Origin of the sequence: Pseudorhizobium halotolerans (genome assembly GCF_902153235.2) — a bacterium.
Classification (GTDB): Bacteria; Pseudomonadota; Alphaproteobacteria; order Rhizobiales; family Rhizobiaceae; genus Neorhizobium; species Neorhizobium flavum.
The window spans coordinates 1-19,127 of the sequence record NZ_CABFWE030000005.1 but is presented as its reverse complement, the minus strand read 5'-3'; the positions used below and the strand labels follow the sequence as shown (position 1 = coordinate 19,127).

At 59.0% G+C, this 19,127-nt stretch carries 23 protein-coding genes; 9 read left to right on the top strand and 14 right to left on the bottom strand.

Annotation, left to right across the window (positions count from 1 at the left end; translation table 11 throughout):
• The first annotated feature begins 201 nt into the window (after positions 1-201).
• From FN060_RS05065 to FN060_RS05055, 3 genes are all read left to right on the top strand, one after another.
• Positions 202-2,085 carry a hypothetical protein gene (locus FN060_RS05065; RefSeq protein WP_142587150.1) on the top strand — a complete coding sequence of 628 codons (1,884 nt, stop codon included), beginning with the start codon at positions 202-204 and terminating at the stop codon, positions 2,083-2,085.
• Positions 2,086-2,883: 798 nt separating this feature from the next.
• Positions 2,884-4,041 (top strand): IS3 family transposase, encoded by a 1,158-nt coding sequence (locus tag FN060_RS05060; protein ID WP_142587149.1) that lies wholly within the window; start codon positions 2,884-2,886, stop codon positions 4,039-4,041.
• A gap of 384 nt (positions 4,042-4,425) precedes the next feature.
• A complete protein-coding gene (locus tag FN060_RS05055; RefSeq protein ID WP_142587147.1) occupies positions 4,426-4,644 on the top strand; it encodes a hypothetical protein in 219 nt (72 codons plus the stop codon).
• On the opposite strand, the gene FN060_RS05050 is transcribed toward FN060_RS05055, so the two are convergent.
• Both FN060_RS05050 and FN060_RS05045 read right to left on the bottom strand, forming a co-directional pair.
• Positions 4,606-5,358, bottom strand: a complete 753-nt coding sequence (locus tag FN060_RS05050) for a Crp/Fnr family transcriptional regulator (protein WP_142587145.1) — start codon at positions 5,356-5,358, stop codon at positions 4,606-4,608. The two genes, FN060_RS05055 and FN060_RS05050, sit on opposite strands and share 39 nt — an antisense overlap.
• Positions 5,359-5,719: 361 nt before the next feature.
• Positions 5,720-6,154, bottom strand: coding sequence for a Crp/Fnr family transcriptional regulator (locus tag FN060_RS05045; protein WP_235864328.1), 435 nt, complete (start codon positions 6,152-6,154; stop codon positions 5,720-5,722).
• Here FN060_RS05045 and FN060_RS05040 point away from each other — a divergent pair.
• Complete coding sequence (locus FN060_RS05040) at positions 6,086-6,883, top strand: hypothetical protein (RefSeq protein ID WP_235864329.1); 798 nt, start codon at positions 6,086-6,088, stop codon at positions 6,881-6,883. The two genes, FN060_RS05045 and FN060_RS05040, sit on opposite strands and share 69 nt — an antisense overlap.
• 158 nt (positions 6,884-7,041) lie before the next feature.
• Here FN060_RS05040 and FN060_RS05035 read toward each other — a convergent pair whose 3' ends face one another.
• Positions 7,042-7,830, bottom strand: coding sequence for a glutaredoxin family protein (locus tag FN060_RS05035; RefSeq protein ID WP_142587143.1), 789 nt, complete (start codon positions 7,828-7,830; stop codon positions 7,042-7,044).
• Positions 7,831-7,884: 54 nt separating this feature from the next.
• Between FN060_RS05035 and FN060_RS05030 the strand changes: the two genes are divergently transcribed.
• Positions 7,885-8,289, top strand: coding sequence for a MerR family transcriptional regulator (locus tag FN060_RS05030; protein WP_077549036.1), 405 nt, complete (start codon positions 7,885-7,887; stop codon positions 8,287-8,289).
• Between the two features lie 64 nt (positions 8,290-8,353).
• On the opposite strand, the gene FN060_RS05025 is transcribed toward FN060_RS05030, so the two are convergent.
• The 7 genes from FN060_RS05025 to FN060_RS04995 form a co-directional block, all read right to left on the bottom strand.
• Complete coding sequence (locus tag FN060_RS05025) at positions 8,354-8,803, bottom strand: DUF411 domain-containing protein (protein ID WP_077549035.1); 450 nt, start codon at positions 8,801-8,803, stop codon at positions 8,354-8,356.
• A gap of 53 nt (positions 8,804-8,856) precedes the next feature.
• Entirely contained in the window at positions 8,857-9,141 is a 285-nt protein-coding gene (locus FN060_RS05020; protein WP_062654119.1) for a copper-binding protein, read from the bottom strand.
• 20 nt (positions 9,142-9,161) lie between these two features.
• Entirely contained in the window at positions 9,162-9,638 is a 477-nt protein-coding gene (locus FN060_RS05015; protein ID WP_062654121.1) for a cupredoxin domain-containing protein, read from the bottom strand.
• 30 nt (positions 9,639-9,668) lie between these two features.
• Positions 9,669-11,027 (bottom strand): multicopper oxidase family protein, encoded by a 1,359-nt coding sequence (locus FN060_RS05010; protein WP_062654122.1) that lies wholly within the window; start codon positions 11,025-11,027, stop codon positions 9,669-9,671.
• A gap of 11 nt (positions 11,028-11,038) precedes the next feature.
• Complete coding sequence (locus tag FN060_RS05005) at positions 11,039-12,499, bottom strand: TolC family protein (RefSeq protein WP_077549042.1); 1,461 nt, start codon at positions 12,497-12,499, stop codon at positions 11,039-11,041.
• Positions 12,499-12,720 (bottom strand): hypothetical protein, encoded by a 222-nt coding sequence (locus FN060_RS05000; protein WP_062654123.1) that lies wholly within the window; start codon positions 12,718-12,720, stop codon positions 12,499-12,501. Before FN060_RS05000 ends, FN060_RS05005 begins: the two co-directional genes overlap by 1 nt.
• Positions 12,721-12,805: 85 nt before the next feature.
• Positions 12,806-13,192 carry a hypothetical protein gene (locus FN060_RS04995; protein ID WP_077549034.1) on the bottom strand — a complete coding sequence of 129 codons (387 nt, stop codon included), beginning with the start codon at positions 13,190-13,192 and terminating at the stop codon, positions 12,806-12,808.
• Between the two features lie 576 nt (positions 13,193-13,768).
• Between FN060_RS04995 and FN060_RS04990 the strand changes: the two genes are divergently transcribed.
• The 4 genes from FN060_RS04990 to FN060_RS04975 all read left to right on the top strand — a co-directional run bounded on the left by FN060_RS04990 (position 13,769) and on the right by FN060_RS04975 (position 15,769).
• Positions 13,769-14,251, top strand: coding sequence for a DUF305 domain-containing protein (locus tag FN060_RS04990; RefSeq protein WP_142587142.1), 483 nt, complete (start codon positions 13,769-13,771; stop codon positions 14,249-14,251).
• A 5-nt stretch (positions 14,252-14,256) separates the two neighbouring features.
• The gene (locus tag FN060_RS04985; RefSeq protein WP_142587141.1) at positions 14,257-14,589 is read left to right on the top strand and encodes a four-helix bundle copper-binding protein; all 333 of its coding nucleotides are present in this window, start codon (positions 14,257-14,259) and stop codon (positions 14,587-14,589) included.
• A 227-nt stretch (positions 14,590-14,816) separates the two neighbouring features.
• Positions 14,817-15,266 carry a DUF305 domain-containing protein gene (locus FN060_RS04980; protein ID WP_197570699.1) on the top strand — a complete coding sequence of 150 codons (450 nt, stop codon included), beginning with the start codon at positions 14,817-14,819 and terminating at the stop codon, positions 15,264-15,266.
• Positions 15,266-15,769, top strand: a complete 504-nt coding sequence (locus FN060_RS04975; RefSeq protein WP_062654009.1) for a DUF6692 family protein — start codon at positions 15,266-15,268, stop codon at positions 15,767-15,769. Before FN060_RS04980 ends, FN060_RS04975 begins: the two co-directional genes overlap by 1 nt.
• A 94-nt stretch (positions 15,770-15,863) precedes the next feature.
• On the opposite strand, the gene nirK is transcribed toward FN060_RS04975, so the two are convergent.
• The 4 genes from nirK to FN060_RS04955 form a co-directional block, all read right to left on the bottom strand.
• Entirely contained in the window at positions 15,864-16,937 is a 1,074-nt protein-coding gene (nirK, locus tag FN060_RS04970) for a copper-containing nitrite reductase (protein WP_244665694.1), read from the bottom strand.
• Positions 16,938-17,068: 131 nt separating this feature from the next.
• Complete coding sequence (locus FN060_RS04965) at positions 17,069-17,572, bottom strand: SRPBCC family protein (RefSeq protein ID WP_142523898.1); 504 nt, start codon at positions 17,570-17,572, stop codon at positions 17,069-17,071.
• Entirely contained in the window at positions 17,569-17,754 is a 186-nt protein-coding gene (locus tag FN060_RS04960) for a DUF2933 domain-containing protein (protein WP_052820539.1), read from the bottom strand. Before FN060_RS04960 ends, FN060_RS04965 begins: the two co-directional genes overlap by 4 nt.
• On the bottom strand, positions 17,751-19,127 hold a 1,377-nt coding region (locus FN060_RS04955; RefSeq protein WP_142587139.1), incomplete at its 5' end, for a copper-translocating P-type ATPase. The genes FN060_RS04960 and FN060_RS04955, both read right to left, overlap by 4 nt.

Sequence of the window (19,127 nt, the reverse complement as noted above, 5' to 3'; positions counted from 1 at the left end):
CACTGGAACCGTCGTCTCGAAAGCGACAACGACTTAACGAACCCGCAATACTCCGGGATGTTGGAGACATGCCGCCGCTACTATTGTTTTATGCGGGCTGGGAACGGCGAGCGTAAAGCATTGAGTAGAGCCACCGCGTTCAGGAAAGTGAATATCGCATTGCAGGTGGTCGAATGGGCCGCCCGGACGGGATATACTCGGTTGCAGGACGTGTCATTTGAAGCGGTGGCCACCCTCTCCAGGACTCTCAGAGACAGCTTTGAAGAACTTTCCAGTAGACAGTCCGGGCTAAAAAGGAATCGGCCGGGAACGAGAGGCAATAGGGATCGCGCCACCTTTGGTGAAGGTCCGCGATTGACGAAAGGGTATTTAAGCGAAGTTGCCGGGGTAATATTTGAATTGCACTTGCTGTACGTCTACCCAATGGACGACGATATTTACCTTCTTCCTGATGGGTTTGCTTACACGCCACACGAAACCATCGAAGACGCAAAGGCTTTCGCCAAGGAGTACGGTAAGGAGCAAGAGCAAACCGACGATGTCCCGGTTGACCTTGTTTTTCAGTATGCAGACGCCGCTATTCAGTATGTCTTCGACTATTCTGATGAAATAATTGGCCTCCAGGGGCAAGCTGAAGCTCTCCAGGCCATACCTCGGGCCACTCGGGCTGGGCCGGGTGAAAGGCTAGGTCAACTCGCGGAGTTTCTGGCGGATCAGCTCTTGGAGCCACAGAGCGCGCTACTGTCGCGTAGGCGACCTCCGTATAATGAGATTGCACAAGCCTGCTCGATCAGTTCGACCTCGATCTACAAGGAGCGGTATAAGCATCTCATCTTCAGGGCCATGAATGCGTGCCAAGGGAGCGCTACTGACCGCCTTGCCTTGATAGGCGAGTATCGCGCGTTGGCCATAGAACAGCGCCTGGTGGTGCGAAGGGATGTCGTGCCTGACCGCAATGCATCACTGCGCGCAGGCCTGCCGTATCAAGGGAAAACCACAGGCACAGCATCTCCTTGGCCGATTACACATGTCCACTCCTCAAAAAACTCGCTTAGGTCGATAGAGCGAGCAGTCTCCGATCTTTGGACGGCAATCTACATTGTCATCTTTGCTTGGTTGGGCGAACGCACTGAGCAAGCGCAGGCGCTGGAACTAGACTGCTTAGAACGGGGGGTGGATGGCTGGTACATCCGTTCTCGTGTTTATAAGGGCCACGATGATGTAACCGGCTCTTACGTTAAGCGTGCATGTCCCGATATTGTCGCCCAAGCGATCAATGTGGCTGTCCGTCTTGGAAAAAGTGCTCGTGAGGCGACTGGGTCGCGAGCGCTTCTTTGTGAGACGAACCGGCACGCCCAATCAGTTGTCGATTCATCCACCTTACGCAATCGGATGGCCAGCTTTGGTGCGAGGTATGTCTGCGGTGAGGATGCCGACAATGTCAAATTCGTGCCTCGTCATCTCCGTCGCTTCTTCGTCACTCTTTGGGTTCACTATCATGGCTATGGTGGCAAGTTTCACGCGCTTCAGCGGTACCTTGATCACGGCGATCTTACCACAACCGTTCTATATGGAAGCCGCGTCAGTCGCATTGATGCTGCCCGCGAAGAACAAACACGTCTCACTGTAGGATTGTTCAGCAAGTTCGTGAGCGATGCTGCATCGTTCTCGGGTGCAGGTGTCAAACAGATGCAGGCCCTTCTAGCGCGCCTGGACTGCCGCGTCGGCAGTCTGAAGGATATCACTAACAAGCTGGAGGAATTGGTAAGAGAGCTAGGCATGAGAGTCTACCCGTTGGGATTCGGCTATTGTCTTTGGCATGATCGCGCGGCGGCGCGTGCGAAGTGCAGAAGCGGAAGCTGCGTCGGTCTCGGCTGGCCGGAGGTTGGCAAGACAGAAACGGTGTGCGGTGACTGCTTCAACTTTTTTACCTTGCCGATCTTCTTGGGTTTCTGGGAGCGCGCCGTGAAGCGGCACGACGAGATGATTAGAAATGAAAATGCTCCGGACGTCCTACGAAAACTGAGCAAAGCTGGAAAGAGGATCGCAATGCGGTTCGTCAGGAGCATCCGTGGCGCAGGCTAGCAGGAGAACACACACTCTAAGGCTTGAAGGGCGAAGGAAGAGCACGAAAGCAGAAAAAGCCCGAGCTAAGGTACAGCGCCTTCTTGATGAGCTTACCGCCATTCGTGTGAGAGAGGAGCTTGATCTGGCGGTCTCACACGGCCTGGAGCTTACTTGGGAGGGATTGCGACGAAGAGCCGGGTGCGGAACTGATGCCCTTACCGTGAATAATCCTGATTTGCATAAGCAGATAACGGCCCAAAAGGAGCGACTAGAAACCCTTGTCCACGGCGGCGAACGCAGCCACAGAAAGGGCGATGGCGAAACGATAGCGGGCCTTAAGAGGCGGCTGGCGGCCGCGATAACCGAACGAGACTTAGCGCATGTCGCCAACCTCGATTTATTGGACCGTATCGCGAATTTGGAACGTGAACTGAGTCAGACGAAGCGCGCGTCATTCTAGTACTATCCCGCTGCGTTCCCCGCTTGCCCCAATGCCGCGACGGTCAAACATAATGATCAGTCGGATGAAGGCGCGCCTGGTGTTGTCCAACCTTAGGCGCATAGGCTGAAGCACTACCATCTTGAATTGCTGTTGCTTCTAGGCAAGAGTCTGCCTTGTACCGATTCAGCCCATGTTTCTTCTGGGGACAAGCTTGGACTTAAATGAACTGAAGCTTATGCTGCAGCGGCACTTCACGGATGGACTCGTGACTATTGTCGGGTCTGGACTATCATGCGCGGAGGGCTTGCCAGAGAGCTGGCTCGGGAAATCTGCACAGCTAGGATAAGTGGAATTTCTGCCTGACTTCGGCTTAGATGCCGGGAACAGGAGAGACCATGACAAGACGACCACGCCGGAACCACAGCCCGGCTTTCAAGGCAAAGGTGGCACTTGCCGCCATCAGGGGTGAACAAACTCTGGTGGAATTGTCCCAGCAGTTTGACGTGCACGCCAACCAGATCAAACAATGGAAAGAGCAGCTCCTTGAGGGGGCGACAGGCGTTTTCGTCGATGAGGCGAAGGCGGAACCGGCGGGGCCAACCGTCGATGTCAAAACGCTGCACGCCAGGAGGCGAACTGGCACTGGAGAACGATTTTTTAGCCGGTGCGCTCGGCAAGGCGGGCTTGCTGGGCGGAAAGAAATGATCGACCGCGAGCATAAGCTATCCGTTGTTCGCCAGGCGAAGCTTCTCGGCTTTAGCCGTGGCAGCGTCTATTATCGGCCTCGTCCAGTGCCTGACGGCGACCTCGCCCTGATGCGCCGGATCGACGAACTGCATCTCGACTACCCATTTTCCGGAAGTCGGATGTTGCAAGGGCTCTTGAGAGGAGAAGGGCTGGAAGCTGGGCGGCTGCACGTCGCCACGCTGATGAAGAAGATGGGCATCGAGGCGATCTATCGCCGCCCAAACACCTCAAAACCAGCGCCTGGGCACAAAATCTATCCCTACCTCCTGCGAAAGCTGGCGGTTACCCGGCCCAACCAGGTCTGGGCAATGGACATAACGTATGTGCCGATGGCGCGGGGATTCGTCTATCTCTGCGCCGTCGTCGACTGGTTCAGCCGGAAGGTCCTGTCGTGGCGGCTATCGATCACGATGGAAGCAGCCTTCTGCATCGAAGCGGTGGAGGAAGCACTTGCCCGCTATGGCAAGCCGGAAATCTTCAATACGGACCAGGGATCGCAGTTCACCTCCATCGACTTCACGGCGGTGCTGAAGAAGGCTGAGATCGCCATCTCGATGGACGGCAAGGGTGCGTGGCGGGACAACGTGTTCGTCGAACGGCTCTGGCGTTCAATCAAATACGAGGAAGTCTACCTCCACGCCTACAAGACTGTGTCCGAGGCCCGCGCTGGCATCGGCCGATATCTGAACTTTTACAACACCAGACGCCCACATTCATCCCTTGACCGGCAGACGCCGGATCAAGCCTACTTCACCGCGCTGGCACCAATGATGGTGGCGGCATAATCGAGGCGGAAATCCACTTAGCAAAACGCCCGAAACTGTTCAGACAAACCGAGCCACCTCTCTGAGAGTCGTTGCTGAAGTGCCTACGGAGGTGCTGATATGCAAACGGGAGGAGACCTGAGATCGAGTACAGAGGCAGCAGGAGAAACCATCCGCAGCGACTTGATGCGCCTTGCCAGGCGCTTCGTTCCTCGCGAAGAAGACGCTGCCGGGCTGGTGGACCAAACTCTTCGGATGGTGGGCCCAGCTGCTGAGTGTCACTCGTCTGAGCAATGGAGATGTTTGTTTTCGGTGATGCACCAGCTCTTCCTGGACCAATGCAAGGGGAGAACTTCACGGAAGAGAATACGCGAATAGATGACGCTAGTTTGAGGGGAGGCATCCATGGGGGCTGTGGACGCATGGAACAAATGGTGGGAAGGGATTGGCCATGTTGCTCGTCGCAATCGCGATGTGGCGCGAACCCGCGAAGCTTTCGAGGCCGGGTACATCGCTGCGCTGGAGGACATGGCTTCTGAACAGGAACGCGTCGGGGATCGAAGCGACAACTTTGTTCGGGACGCCTTACTGGCCAAGAAGCGGCACGATATTGGAGGGCAATGACGCGCAGGTGCCAATCAGCCGCTCATATTCCTTTTCTGGTTTGCCGTAGGCGTCGTGCGCGAATTCTTCGAGAGCAGCCCTGTTCCGAATAGAAATGCGCCCTCTTTCTGACCGGATGAAGCGGTTGCCCTCAAGGACATGCAGTGCTGTCGTGACGCTTGGGCGACGGACGGCCAGCATCAACGAAATATACTCATGTGTGAGGTTCAGCTCATCGCCGTCGACCCTGTCGTGACACATCAAAAGCCAACGAGCTAATCGTTCATCAACAGGATGGCTAACATTGGACAAGGCGGTGTAAGTGACCTGGATTGCCAGCGCCTGGCTGTAACAGGCGACAATGTGAGCGAAAGGACGGCTACTCTCCATTGCCGTCAAGAACTTCGTGTAGGCTATCCGGTGACCGCTGCCTGCAGCCTGCATTACGATCTCATGAGGGCTTACGCCTGCGCCGACTGCTGCCTGCACAGGCGAAAATCCCTCGCGTCCAAACATACCAGCCTCAGCCTTGTTTCCCTCAGGCGAGATCGCGACGATTGAGGCGATGCCAGAGTCTGGAAAGTAGACGTAGTCAATTGGGCCGTCGAACGCGGCGATGAGGAAGTTCTTCGGTAAGTCGACCGTTACAATATCGCGGCTGAACTTTGCCAGCTCTTCAGGTTCTAGTCTCGATAGCAGAACGTTCCGCACAGGAGAAAGGTTATTGGCAAACATAACGAGCCCCTCACTCTTGCAGGCGGGAGCACGTAGTAACCCTCCGCCGCCAGCGCCTACATGATCGGTTGCTGACGATGGATAGGAGCTAGGGCGGCTTCGCCAGAAGTCAATCCAGGCTGTGTGGGGTCAAGAGGGCATGTACGCTACTGGCGCGAGGCGGACGACGCCACTCGGCCCTAAGCGGTCATCACCGGAGTTGCTTACCCCAATACAAGCACGAGAAAAGCAAGCACTGCGCAAAAGCCATCGGCCGCACATATATCGGGTTTCAAGGTGAGTTCCAACTAAGCCGCCTGCCGCCACAGCCGCAGGTCTACTGGATATGCTCCCGAGCCGCACAGCCACCAACTCCTCAGATTCATTTCGGCTTGCTGCAGCGCTTGGCAAGCTCCCGATAAAACGCCTCCGGACTCACGCCGATCTCCTCCGCGACATACCTCCACTTCCCCTTGGACGGGAGCTGCTCGTGCCATGTGATCCAGGCATCGAGCCGTTCGGCAACCGTCTTCAGCGCAAGGATTTCGGCACGCATCCGGGTGTTCCTGATCTCGTGAGCCAGATAGGCCGCCCACGCCGCTGCAAACTTCGGTTCGCTGGCGAACTTCAACCTTATCCGTCGGCTCTCGATGATGCGAACCCGGGACACAGCAACTGCCACGGCATCACAATGATAGACGTCGCTGAACATCGATGCTTCCGCCAGGATCGAACCTGCCGAGGCACGTTGCAGGACTACAGCACGCCCATCATCCTGATGCCGAACAAGCCGAACCTCCCCAGAAAGAACCAGCATCAGAGAAGACACCACGTCGTTTCTGCTAAAGAGGACTGCACCTTCGTCGAAGACCCGCTCGGTGCCGGGCATCTCTATCAGTTCATGAAACATGATCGCTATCATGTGAATGTTTGCAGCGAGATGACAAGGTGGTTTTCACAGATGAAAGGAATGCAGATGAACTTTCCAGTTACTGCCTTGTCTCTTGTGTTGCTGTTATCGACACCCATTGCTGCCCAGGAACATTCCGGCACTCACATGCACGGCATGGACGATGTAGCCATGACGGACGACGGTGAATTTCCCATCGAAGCCGGGCAGGCCGCTTTCACGGCCATACAGGAAATTGTCGCTTTGCTGGAGAACGATCCCACGACCGACTGGTCAAAGGTCAACATAGAGGTTTTGCGCCAGCACCTCATAGACATGGACAACGTGACCATGTCGGCCCGCGTCGACGTTCAGGAAGATGACGGCAGCATTCGCTTCATGGTCTCGGGTACGGGCTCGGCCATCGGCTCCATTCGCAGGATGGTAGCGGCTCACGCCTCCACGATGGATGGCAAGAATGGCTACAGGTTCTCATCAACTGACATTGCGGAAGGAGCGGTCCTCACGGTTACACCGGATGATCCGTCAGGGATCGCAAAGCTTCGCGCCTTGGGCTTCATCGGGGTGATGGCGCAGGGCATGCACCACCAGATGCACCATCTGATGCTGGCGAATGGCCAGTCTCCGCACAACTAGGCTAGGACGAAACCCGACCGGTAGTCGCGTCGTCCACTTCAACGTGAAGCTAACGGCGGTACTCCAACCTCGTACTGACCGCGAAGACCTGTCATTAGGCGGGCTGCCTGAACCTTTCCGGCATCGGGCAGCCCGGTGAGGTGCATCTTGCTGTCTCGCTACATTGCATGACCGGGGGCGAGCCCCGTCGAAGCGAGTGCCATCCAGATCGCCATGGCGATCATCATCAGGTTCTCGGTCAGAGAGATGAAGCCGAGCGGTACATTGCTCGATCCACCTACGCAGGCGCATTTCAGCTCTCTTCGGTCGATGTAGACCGCCTTGAAGACCGAGACTGCTCCAATGGTGCCGATGAATAGCGCCACCGGGACAGAGAGCCAGTTCGCCACTCCGGCCACCATCAGAACGCCTGCCAGCCCCTCCGCGTAAGGATAGATGTAGCTGTAGGGAACCCAACGTTTAGCCAGGAGGTCGTAGTTCAGGAACATGGTCGCGAAGCTCTCGACGTTCTGGAGCTTCAGCATCGCCAGAACGACCATGGAAAAGGCGATGAACCACTCCGCTGCGCGCAGTGTGAACGGGTTGCCCAGGACGGCATAGCTTGCCGCGAGAGCCATCAGAGCCGTCAGCGTAAACAGAACGATGACCGGCCGATAGGTGGTCGCTTTGGGGTCGGCCACTGGCTTGCCGAGGAACCTGCGCAGGTCATCGTGGCCGCCCACACGGTGGCCGCTGACAAATACCTGCGGAGTGGTCGAGACACCATGCTTCGCCTTGAACGCATCGGTCTCTTCACGGGTGGTCAGGTGGTGGTCCTCGACCTTGTATCCTTCCCGGCGGAGCAGGTCCTTTGCCTTCAGGCCATAGGGGCATGTATGACCGGGCATGACCATTCGATAGAGGATGGCCTTCTTCTCCAGCAATGCGGGGTCTGTTCTCTCCAACATTTTCACGTCTCCTTCGTCTTGTGAAACCGTTGGTAAGACCATACGTTCCGTACCATGGTACGGAGTCAAGCCCCTATGGATATGACAATCGGAAAATTTGCTGCCACAGGAAAAGTCGGGGTGGAAACCATCAGGTTTTATCAGCGCAAGGGTCTTCTGCAGACGCCGAAGCGGCTGGACGGCGGCAGGCGATATGGAAGCGAGGACGTCCGGCGGCTCCTGTTCATCAAGCAGGCCCAGTCGGCGGGATTCACGCTGGAGGAGATCAGGGAACTGCTCGATCTCGATGCCGGAGATGACAGGGAACGCGCTCGCGAGGCCGCCAGGGCACGTCTCGCCGCACTGGATGAGCGGATCGCCGAGTTGAACAGGGCGCGCGAGGCTCTGGAACGGCTGATCGGCGAATGTGCCTCAGGCAAGAAGGGGCCTTGCCCGATCCTGGCATCGTTTGGACTGTAGGGCCTTGTGCCTGCGGTCTCTCGCAGTCGTCTTTGCGGCGATTCCCCTTGCAGCAGCGAATGCTCTAGCTCGGTCTCACCGCAAAATAGACGTAAGGTGCTGAACCGTCGCGAGGGACGGCCATCACGTCATAGCTAGCCCGTGGGTCATCCCCCATGCCAAGCGAGCCGGATGGCATGCCCGCGACGGCAAGCCCGGCAAGCGGCGGACGTTCGCGTAGAAGCTTCTCCGCAGCTTCCAGGGGGACATGGCCTTCAAGGTAGTAGCCGTCGACTTCCGCCGTATGGCAGCCCCACAGATCAGAGGGGACTTTGAGACCGTTCTTTACGGCATCCATGTCGGCTTCGTTGACGGTTCTGACGTCATATCCGGCCCTGCCGAAGGCCGAAGCCCAAGCGGCGCAACACCCGCAGTTCGGGTCCTTGTGAACCGTCACCTTCGGTGCTGCCGCTAGGACCATGCCCGGAGCGGCTACTGCCGATGCGACCAGGCTGATGAATGTTCTACGTTTCATCTGTTTCTCCTCTAGGGTCCGGCCGCCACGGGTTGCCGGGGCGGCCAAGGTCCTCACTTCAGCTGCGTGACAGTCAGCTTTCCATTCAAACGGTCGGCGACGAACTCTACCGTCGAACCCTGCTTCATTTTCTCCAGCATTGCCTCGTCCTGAACATGGAAGACCATGGTCATCGCTGGCATGTCGAGGCTCTTCAGCTCTTCGTGGATGAGGGTAACCTTCTTGGCCTTGGTGTCGACCTTCTTGACCGTGCCCTTGGTGAATTCCTGGGCGAAGGCTCCGGTGGCTGCACCCAAGGTCAAGGTGGCGGCAAGCGCGATGTTGAGGATTGCTTTCATGGTGGTGCTCCTTTCGTTGCTTACTTTTCGGCGACGGTGACGTTGCCGTGCATTCCGGCATCGTAGTGGCCGGGTACGAGACAGGCGACCTTGAAGACGCCGTCATTCGTGAACTTCCAGACGATCTCTCCAGATTCGCCCGGTGCCAGTCGGATCGCATTCGGGTCGTCGTGTTCCATCTCGGGGAACTTCTCCATGAGAGCCTTGTGCTCCATGACCTTGTCCTCCTGGTCGAGAACGAACTCGTGGTCCACCTCACCATCGTTCTTCACGGCAAAGCGGATCGTCTGGCCCTTGCGGACCTTGAAGCTGTCCGGTGTGAAGACCATGCGGCCGTCATCGGTTTCCTTCATGCTGACACGGATCGTCTGGGTGACCTTCGACTTCTGTCCGGGTTCACCCACCGCCATCTCGCCGTGACCTCCGGCGTGGTTTCCGGCGGCGATGGCCGGGGTTGCGAGCGAGGCCAGAAGCAGGCCCGTCAATGCAGTCTTCATAGGCAATATCCTTCTCAAGGTGAGCTTCGATCAGTGGTGTTCCGAATGGCTCGGGGTGATTGTTGTCGTCGCATCGGTTGCCTTGGGCGCATCCGGGAGGCTTCCGGTCCATTCCCATGCCTGGGTGCCGGGCGGGTTCTCGTACCAGCCGGGATCGCTGTAATCGCCAGCGGAGATGCCCTCGCGAACCTTCACGACCGAGAACATGCCGCCCATCTCGATGGGCCCGTGAGGCCCCCAACCGGTCATCATCGGGATCGTGTTTTCCGGTATCTCCATGGACATCTCGCCCATGTCCGCCATCCCGGCGGTTCCCATCGGCATGTATTCGGGCTGGAAGCGTCGGATTTTGCTGGCCACCTGCTTCTTGTCGACGCCTATGAAGGTCGGGATGTCATGGCCCATGGCATTCATGGTGTGGTGCGACTTGTGGCAGTGGATCGCCCAGTCGCCGACGTACTTGGCGTCGAACTCGTAGGCGCGCATCGCGCCAACCGGGATGTCGATGCTGACCTCCGGCCAGCGGGCCTCCGGACGCACCCAGCCCCCATCCGTGCAGGTGACTTCGAAGTCGTAGCCGTGCATGTGGATTGGATGGTTGGTCATCGTCAGGTTTCCGACCCGGACGCGGACCTTGTCGTTCTTCGAAACAACAAGCGGGTCGATGCCGGGGAACACGCGACTATTCCAGGCCCAGAGGTTGAAGTCCGTCATTTCCATGATGCGCGGGACATAGGAGCCCGGCTCGATATCGAAGGCATTCAGGAGGAAGACGAAGTCGCGGTCGACCGGCATGAACGTCGGGTCCTTGGGATGGACCACGAAGAAGCCCATCATGCCCATGGCCATCTGGACCATTTCGTCTGAATGCGGGTGGTACATGAAGGTGCCCGACTTCACGAGGTCGAACTCGTAGACGAAGGTTTTGCCGACGGGGATATGAGGCTGCGAAAGACCGCCCACACCATCCATGCCCGATGGCAGGATCATGCCATGCCAGTGGATCGTCGTGTGTTCCGGAAGCTTGTTGGTCACGAAGATGCGGACCCGGTCACCTTCGACAGCTTCAATCGTCGGCCCAGGGGACTGGCCGTTGTACCCCCAGAGATAGGCGGTCATCCCTTCCGCCATCTCCCGTTCGACCGGCTCGGCTACCAGATGGAATTCCTTGACGCCATTGTTCATCCGGAACGGCAGGGTCCATCCATTGAGGGTAACAACCGGATTGTAGTCGGGCCCAGTGGTGGGCTTGACCGGCGTCTGGGTGGCGGCCGTATCCATCAGTGCCGCCTCCGGCAAACCCATGTTGGAAGTCCGGCCCCACGTCTGCGAGGAAACCAATGCGGCACCTGCCGCACCTGCTCCCAGTAATTGTCTTCTGCTGAACATGATCGTTTCCTTTAGTGCCCGCCGCTCTCGGCCGCTTCCGCTGAGGGGACGTCCGTTTCACCGGAAGGCGCACCGGCGCTGCCGCCATAGATGGCGGGGGCGAGGTTCGCTTCGGCTAGCCAGAAGTCTCTCTTTGCGTTGACTGCGAGGAGGGCTGAATTGACGCTGTCCCGGCTGTCCGAGATCAGTTCGAAGGTGCTTGTGAGCATGCCGTTGTAGGTGAGCAGCGACTGCTCCTCGACCGCCTTGCGCAAGGGAAGAACGTTGTTCCTGTAGTGGCGCGCTATGTCGTAGTTGGAGCGGTACGCCTGGTAGGCGGACCTCGCCTCCGAGCGGGCGTTGACCGCCTTTTCCGCCAGTTGGTTGGCCGCCCGCATGTAGGCCAACTCGCCTTTTCGGAGCCGCGCCTGACCGGAATCGAAGATCGGGATCGTGAATTCCAGAGAAGCGGTCCGCGACACTTCGGAGACGATGCCATGATCCTCGCGTTCGCGCTCCTTCTCCACCATGCCCACCAGCTCGATATCCGTGACGATCCGGGTTGCGTCCTCCAGCTTGTAGGACTGCGCCGTCGCCTGAAGCTCCAGCCGGGCTATTTGGAGATCGATGCGCTTGTGGATCGCTTCGGCCTCGATGTCGTCGCGTTTGATCAGGGCCCGAGGCAATGACGGGAGCTGGTTCGGTATCTGGAACTCGATGTCGGACCCAGACAGTCCCATCAGCCGGATCAGCTCTTCCTTCGCCAGCCGCGCAGCCAATCTTGCCTTCGCGGTTTCGCCCGTCAGTTCGGCATAGAACACATGTTCCCGGGCTTGCTCTCCCTTTGGCATCGACCCCGCTTCACCCAGTTTCTGGGTCAGATCGGACGCCGCCTCTGCCGCAGCGCGCGCGCGGTTGAGGTAGGCGACATTTTCCCATGCCGCGACCGCGTTGATCCAGGCCCGGCGCGTATCGGCGGCAAGCGAGATGGTTGCGAGCGCTGCATTGAGCTGGGCCTGCCGGAAGCGTGTCTCGGCGATCTTCATGTTCCTGTCATAGGTCACCAATGACAGGATGTTTGCCGCGATGGCACCTTCCAGCACCCGGTAGGCTTCAAGCCCGGGTGTGCCGATACCGGAGACGCCAACCGAGAACTTCGGCAGAACCGAAAGCTGCGTCTGCCAGGCATCTGCTGCACTGTCACCGAGGTCGGCATAAGCCGCCTGAAGGCCCTTGTTGTTGAGCAGTGCCACTTGCACAGCAGTCTCGGCGTCCACCGTCTTCCTGGCCATCAGCGTCTTGACGCGGTCGCGAACCACCTGGGCGTGCTGCTGGTTCTGCACCCATACCGTCTGCTTGCCTGTCGCCTCGCCACTCTTGAGAGAGACATTCAGGAATCCGGCATCCTTGGCGGCATAGTCAGTAGAAACACAGCCTGCCGCGATGAGCGGCAATGCCAGCACTGAGAGAACCTTGAGCTTCCTGCCGAGCATCATGCTCCCCCTTTCGGGGCCTGGGCGTCGTTGAGACCGCGCCAGGGTTTGGGATCGACAGGAGTGCGATGCGTGTATGCGCCAATCGGATTCTGGTAACGGACCGGCCGGACGTCGATCACGGTGTCTGGATGGCCAGTCGAGGCCACGACTTCAGGTAGCGTGGAGGTGCATCCGCTCACAAAGAGCGGGACGCCCACCACCAGGAATGTCAGCTTCATGGTGAATTTCCGAGAATACAGTCACGACAGCACCAGGCACTCGAAGTGCTCAGGTACAGCAAGCCCCGCAGGCGGGTGTCGGTTCTCAGATGTTGGGTGGTCGATGAAGAGCCGGAGACTCGCCGAACGTCCTGAGGTCGTTCATGAAGCCCTTGATGGACGCGGCCACCGGGTGGGCGAGTTTCGGCATGGGAGCATCAATTGCGAACACGCCACAGTAATCCTGGCAGCAGCTGTTATCCGCAGTGTCGCCATCGCCTTCAGCAGCATGCTCGGAATGATGTCCGTCATCGGTCATCTTCGGGTGAGCATGGACGCCATGAGCCGAACGGTCACCTTCAACGAAGGAAGCGGAGTCAGGCATGGCGGGATGCATAGCGGCATTGGCGGCCGACATGCTGTAGCCAGCCAGCGACAGCACGACCGCCAGCCTGAAGATCAGCATCAAAACCTGCGATGTGATTCTCAACATCCCACTCATGTCCAAAGAATCGCCGTCGGCTTGACGGTTGTCAATCGACCAGCCTCTACAGCACGGACATCTCGTCCTTTGTGTGGCGCTAGAACATCTATCCTATGGGAAGGTTTGCAGGAGGGACGACGGCGAACGCCATCGCGGCTGGAACTTTCTCTTTTGCTCCGGTGTTTCCAGCCAACGAGCGCGGAGACCGAAGGATGTCCCTATCGGACTTTTTGAAGGCAGGATTATCGGTGATGGCAGCGACGCTGCTTATCATCGGGCTCTTCGCTACGGCTCCTGCCTTCGCTGCACCGAGCCACCATTGCCCTGAGGTGCAGGCGAGTCACCAGGCATTGGACAGCCAACGCGATGGTCTGGATGTTCAACTTTCCAGAACGTGCTGCGCGCAGATGCACTGCTGTCCGATCCTTCCTCAGCCGCTTGTCTATGCTCCACCTGAGGTACCATTCGGCCAGCTGCATGTGCACGTCAGACCGGAGCGGCCGCTTCTCCTCCCGGCTGCGATTGATCCCCCTCCCAGAACTCCTGCTGTTTGAGTCACGTCCCTCAAATCAACAGGAGTTCAACATGAAGACGTACGTCAAACACGCAGCCGCCGCGCTCGCGGTCTCCGCTGCAATACTCGCATCCGTTAATCCTGCCGCAGCCGACGCAACATTCCCCGACAAGTGCAAGGGCGACATGCCGATGTCGGGCATGCCAATGGGTGGCGAGATGCCGATGGGCAGTCAGCAGATGCCGATGGGCGGACAAGGCTCCAATAGTGGTCAGGGCCCGATGGCCAACCTCACTGACTATCAGCAGGCCTCGATGGAGGCGATGATGTCGATGAACCAGCAGATGATGCAGGGGATGATGAAGGACGATCCCGACGTCTCCTTCATCTGCGGCCTCATCGCACATCATCTCGGTGCAATCGACATGGCGAAGGTCGAGCTGGAGCACGGCGACAACGAAGAGGCGAAGGCGACCGCGCAGAAGGTCATCGACGATCAGACGAAAGAAGTCGAGCGACTGACTGAGTGGGTCGAGAAGGAAGTGAAGGAGTAACGCCCATGCACCACATCTCCTCGGAAATGAAGCAGTGCATCGACAACTGTCTGGCCTGCTACAGCGAGTGCCTCTCCATGGCGATGGGACATTGCCTCGAAATGGGTGGCCAGCATACGGAGCCGAAACACTTCAAGCTGATGATGGCCTGCGCCGAAATCTGCCGCACCTCGGCCCATTTCATGCTGATCGGCACCGAGCACCACAAGCACACCTGCCGCGAGTGCGCGGAAATATGCCGCCAGTGCGCCGACGACTGCGAACGTGTCGGCGACATGCAGGCTTGCGTCGATGCCTGCCGCAAGTGTGCCGAAAGCTGCGAGCGTATGGCGCAGTAGCCCCTGCGGAAGCATGGGTACGGACGGGGTCTCTCCTTCCGTACCCACCTGGGGTTCATGCTGTGTGCATGCTGCTTTTTCGCACTCCCGATCCTGGCAGTATCCCGCTGCGCCCGAGGACCCGAAAGGGGCGGGCGACGGGTGAAGCATAATCAAACGCATCAACTCGGCCGGGATCAGCGGTATTGCGCAATCCACCAGGAGCCGAAGGAGAACATCTAATGGGAATGTCCTACTGGCGCTTTGCCGCCATGATCGCGACATCGACGGTCGTAATGTACGGTCTGATGTATCTGAACACCTACGCACTGGAACATGTGTTCTGGAGCGAGACCCGAGCCTGGATGGCCCTGGTCATGGGATCGACTATGGCGGTCATCATGCTCGCCTTCATGCTCGGTATGTACAAGAAGCAGATGCTCAACATGGCCATCTTCGGCGGGTCCGTCGCGGTCTTCGCGTTGTCGCTGTGGCTCGTCCGCAGCCAGGTGACGGTCGACGACGCCGAATACATGAGCGCGATGATCCCGCATCATTCGATTGCCATCATGACGAGTGAGCGTGCGCAGATTTCCGATCCCCGCGTTCGAAAGCTGGCCGACGAGATCATCGAGGCCCAGGAGCGGGAGATCGCAGAGATGAAGTATCTGATCGAGGACCTGGAGGAGCGTGACTGATGAAGAACTCCCTCCTTTCACTGCTGCTCCTTACCTCGGCCAGTCTCCTGTCGGGATGTGGCGAACGGGAAGCTGCTGACGACATCATTAGTCCTCCTCGTTCTGAAGAGGCTGCCCGCGTGCTCTCCGGTGAGGAAGCCATAGCTGGCGCTGACATACCCACACTCGACCCCGCGACGATGGTGGACGCGGAGATCGCCAAAGTCCTTGGTTCGCCTGCTCAATGCACGTTCAGGTACACGAGTGCTGGAAAGCCGATACTTGCCCTCAAGGGAACACCGGGCGCTACCGTGACAACTGCTGTCCTAAAGGTGAACGCTCACCTTGTGGAACTGCAGCCAGCTGGCGGGGACGGCAACCTCTTCCTGACCTCTGGGCCCATCAGCGTCACTCTCTCCGTCGATGAGGTCCAAGCGGGAGAGAAGGTGGAAGCCGACATGGTATTCGCGATTGGTGAGAGCCTGCGCGTGGGATATTCAGGTTACTATCAGTGCGGCGGCTAGCGCGGCACGTGATTGCTTGAAGCACTCTGGCTGAAACGTGCAAACGCAGGAGGCGGGAGCGGCTTTCTGCAGCCCGCCTCCTGCGCTGTGCCGATCAGTGCGTCTCGTGCTTACCATGTTCCGCCTGAGCAGTGCGTGTCGTTGCTGCCTTGAAGACCTCGGTCCGCTCGTCTCCCTTGACGACCAGCTTGCCCACCAGGCCACGGGCTGCCCGTGACAGAGCATGGTCCACCAGCACGTACTCCCCCGGAACGTCCATCGTCATGTCGACCACCGCAGCTCCGCCGGGCGGAACCGTGATGGTCTGCACGTCGGTCAGCGGCTCCGTCGTCAGCGACGCGAGCTGATACACCTTGTCGAAGATTTCGCCGATCACGTGGAAGCTCGACGTCTTGTTGGGGCCGCCGACACCGAAGTAGATGCGAACAGTCTCGCCGACCTTTGCGGTCAACGCATTGTCGCCGGTCAGCGCATTGGCTGCACCGTTGAACACATAATATTCCGGCGTCTCGTCCATCAGCCTGTCCAGGCTCTCCGTCAGCTTGCCCTTCGTGCCATAGGCCTGCGCCGTATAAACCTCGCCTTGCATCACGTAGAATTCGCGGTCCACCGGAGGAAGACCACCTTCCGGTTCCACCAGGATCAGACCATACATGCCGTTGGCAATATGGTGGGCGGCCAGCGGCACAGCGCAGTGGTAAACGTAAAGGCCCGGCTTCAGTGCTTTGAAGCTGAAGCCTTTCGTTTCTCCCGGTGCAGCGTCCGTCGCCTCCGCTCCGCCTCCCGGTCCCGTGACCGCATGGAAGTCCACGCTGTGGCGTTCACTGCTATCGGCAAGGTTGGTTAGTTCAACTTCGACGGTGTCGCCGACTCTTGCTCGGACGAAGGGGCCTGGAACCTTCCTGTTGAAGGTCCAGTAGTGGTAGGTCGCGCCGTCCGCCAGGCTGCCAGTAACTTCGACCGTGTCGAGCTTCACCTTGATCGTTTCCGGACCCCTCGCACCTACTGGCTGAGCAAGGTCTGTCGCCGCCCGTACGATATCGAGGGGAGCGGCAGCTGTCCCGTTCGCCGCCGGATGGTTGTGGGTGGCGTCGGCCAGCACCGGCATTGCCGTCGCCGACAGGAGTGCGACGACGACGGCGGCGCGGAAGAGTGTTCTACTGGTCATAATTCTGGTCCTGCTATTTATGTCTGCGTTGCCTATTATTGGACACTGCTTCCGTCGGAGCATCCTTGCGATGCCGCAAATAGAAGCCTCGCTCGCATCTTCGTGATCGCCTGCAGGTGTCGGCTCCGGAGTTACGGCGTCGGCTGAACGGAACGGAAATGCGCAATCGCTCCGGCGGTCATCTTCGTCACGCACCAGTTGGCGTAGAACCCGCCCAGCAAGCGCCCCAGCAGCCTATCGGGGAGACGGGTGGGCAGGTTGTACTCGATCCTGACGTTCAGGCTGCATACCGATCTGGCGGGACTGATCCTGAATCCCATACGGTAGGAACCGATGACGAGGAGACGCACCGTTCCGCGCGTCTCCCAAGTCTTTGAGAGCGGAGGATGCCGTTCCGTCACGACTTCCTCCACGGAGAGCGCCAGACCGAGTATCGACCCCCTCATCCTAATGACGGAGCCCACGGAACGTCCTTCCGCTTCGTCCAAGTCGTACTTCATGGAAGCCCCCAGCATCATGACCGAGGGCTCTTCCATGTGCGCCCCGAGGAAGGCCGGATTGTCGAGCAACTCGAAAACCCGTTCGGCCAATGCCGACAAGGCTACAGTGCTCGATGCCGACCGCTGGTAGTTCACGACCGGTGATCCTTGTGGCCGTGACCGCCATGTCGATGAAACAGGTGCATCAGTGGGCAGGCCAGCAGGATCAGGTAGGGGGCGTAGCCCAGAACGTGCCCCCAGTGCTCACGAAGGATGTAGAACACCAGGATCAGGGCCAGGGATGCGCCCATCAGCAGGAGCGTGCGGTTGACCGTCATATCTTCATGCTCCTCAACCTGAGAGAGTTGGCGATCACACTGACCGAAGACAATGCCATTGCCGCCGCCGCGATGATCGGTGAGAGCAACAGACCGAAGACGGGATAGAGGACGCCCGCCGCGACAGGCACGCCTGCAGCATTGTAGATGAAGGCGAAGAAGAGGTTCTGCCTGATGTTGCTCATCGTGGCGCGGCTCATCTGCCGTGCCCGGACAATCCCCTGTAGGTCTCCCTTCAGGAGTGTGACGCCAGCGCTTTCGATGGCGACGTCGGTTCCGGTGCCCATGGCGACGCCGACATCGGCTGCTGCCAGCGCGGGAGCATCGTTCACACCATCGCCCGCCATGGCGACGATCCGGCCCTCGCTGCGTAGGCGAGAGACGATCTTGCTCTTGTCCTCGGGCAGGACTTCCGCCTCCACCTCAGTAATCCCGAGGCGACGCGCGACGGCATGCGCAGTCGTCTTGTTGTCGCCTGTCAGCATCACGACCCGAACACCGTCTTCGACTAGCGCCTTCACCGCATCCGGTGTCGTCGGCTTGATAGGATCGGCGATAGCAAACAGACCTGCCAGCCTGCCATCGATGGCAGTAAATATGACGGTAGCGCCTTCGTTGCGCAGCTCCTCTGCCTTTGCGGTCATGGCGCTGACGTCGACACCCTCTTCCCCCATGATGCGGTGACTGCCGAGGATCAGCCGCTTTCCATCGACCGTCCCCGTCACTCCCTTGCCCACAGGGCTGTCGAAATCGATGGCATCTCCCAGGGCGATGCTACGCTCACCTGCCGCATTGACAATCGCGAGCGCCAGCGGATGTTCGCTTGAGCGTTCGACCGTGGCGGCCAGCCGCAGCAGCTCGTCTTCGGAGATGCCTTCCGCTGGTGCAATGGCCGTGACCTTGGGCCGTCCCTCTGTCAGGGTTCCGGTCTTGTCGACCACGAGCGTGTCGACCTTTTCGAAGCGCTCCAGTGCCTCCGCGTTCTTGATCAGTACGCCGAGACTAGCTCCCCGACCGACACCGACCATGATCGACATAGGTGTCGCAAGCCCCAGGGCACAGGGGCAGGCAATGATAAGAACGGCGACGGCTGCCACCAGGCCGTGGGCGAAGCGAGGCTCAGGCCCATAGATCATCCAGGCGGCAAAGGCGACGAGCGCAACCACAATGACGACCGGAACGAACCATCCCGAGACCTCATCTGCGAGGCGCTGGATGGGTGCGCGAGAGCGTTGGGCGTCCGCGACCATGCGAACAATCTGGGAGAGCATCGTGTCGCGTCCGACCTTGCCCGCCTCCATGATGAAGCCGCCGGTCTGGTTCATGGTGCCGCCGATGAGCGTCGACCCGACCTCCTTGGTGACCGGCATCGA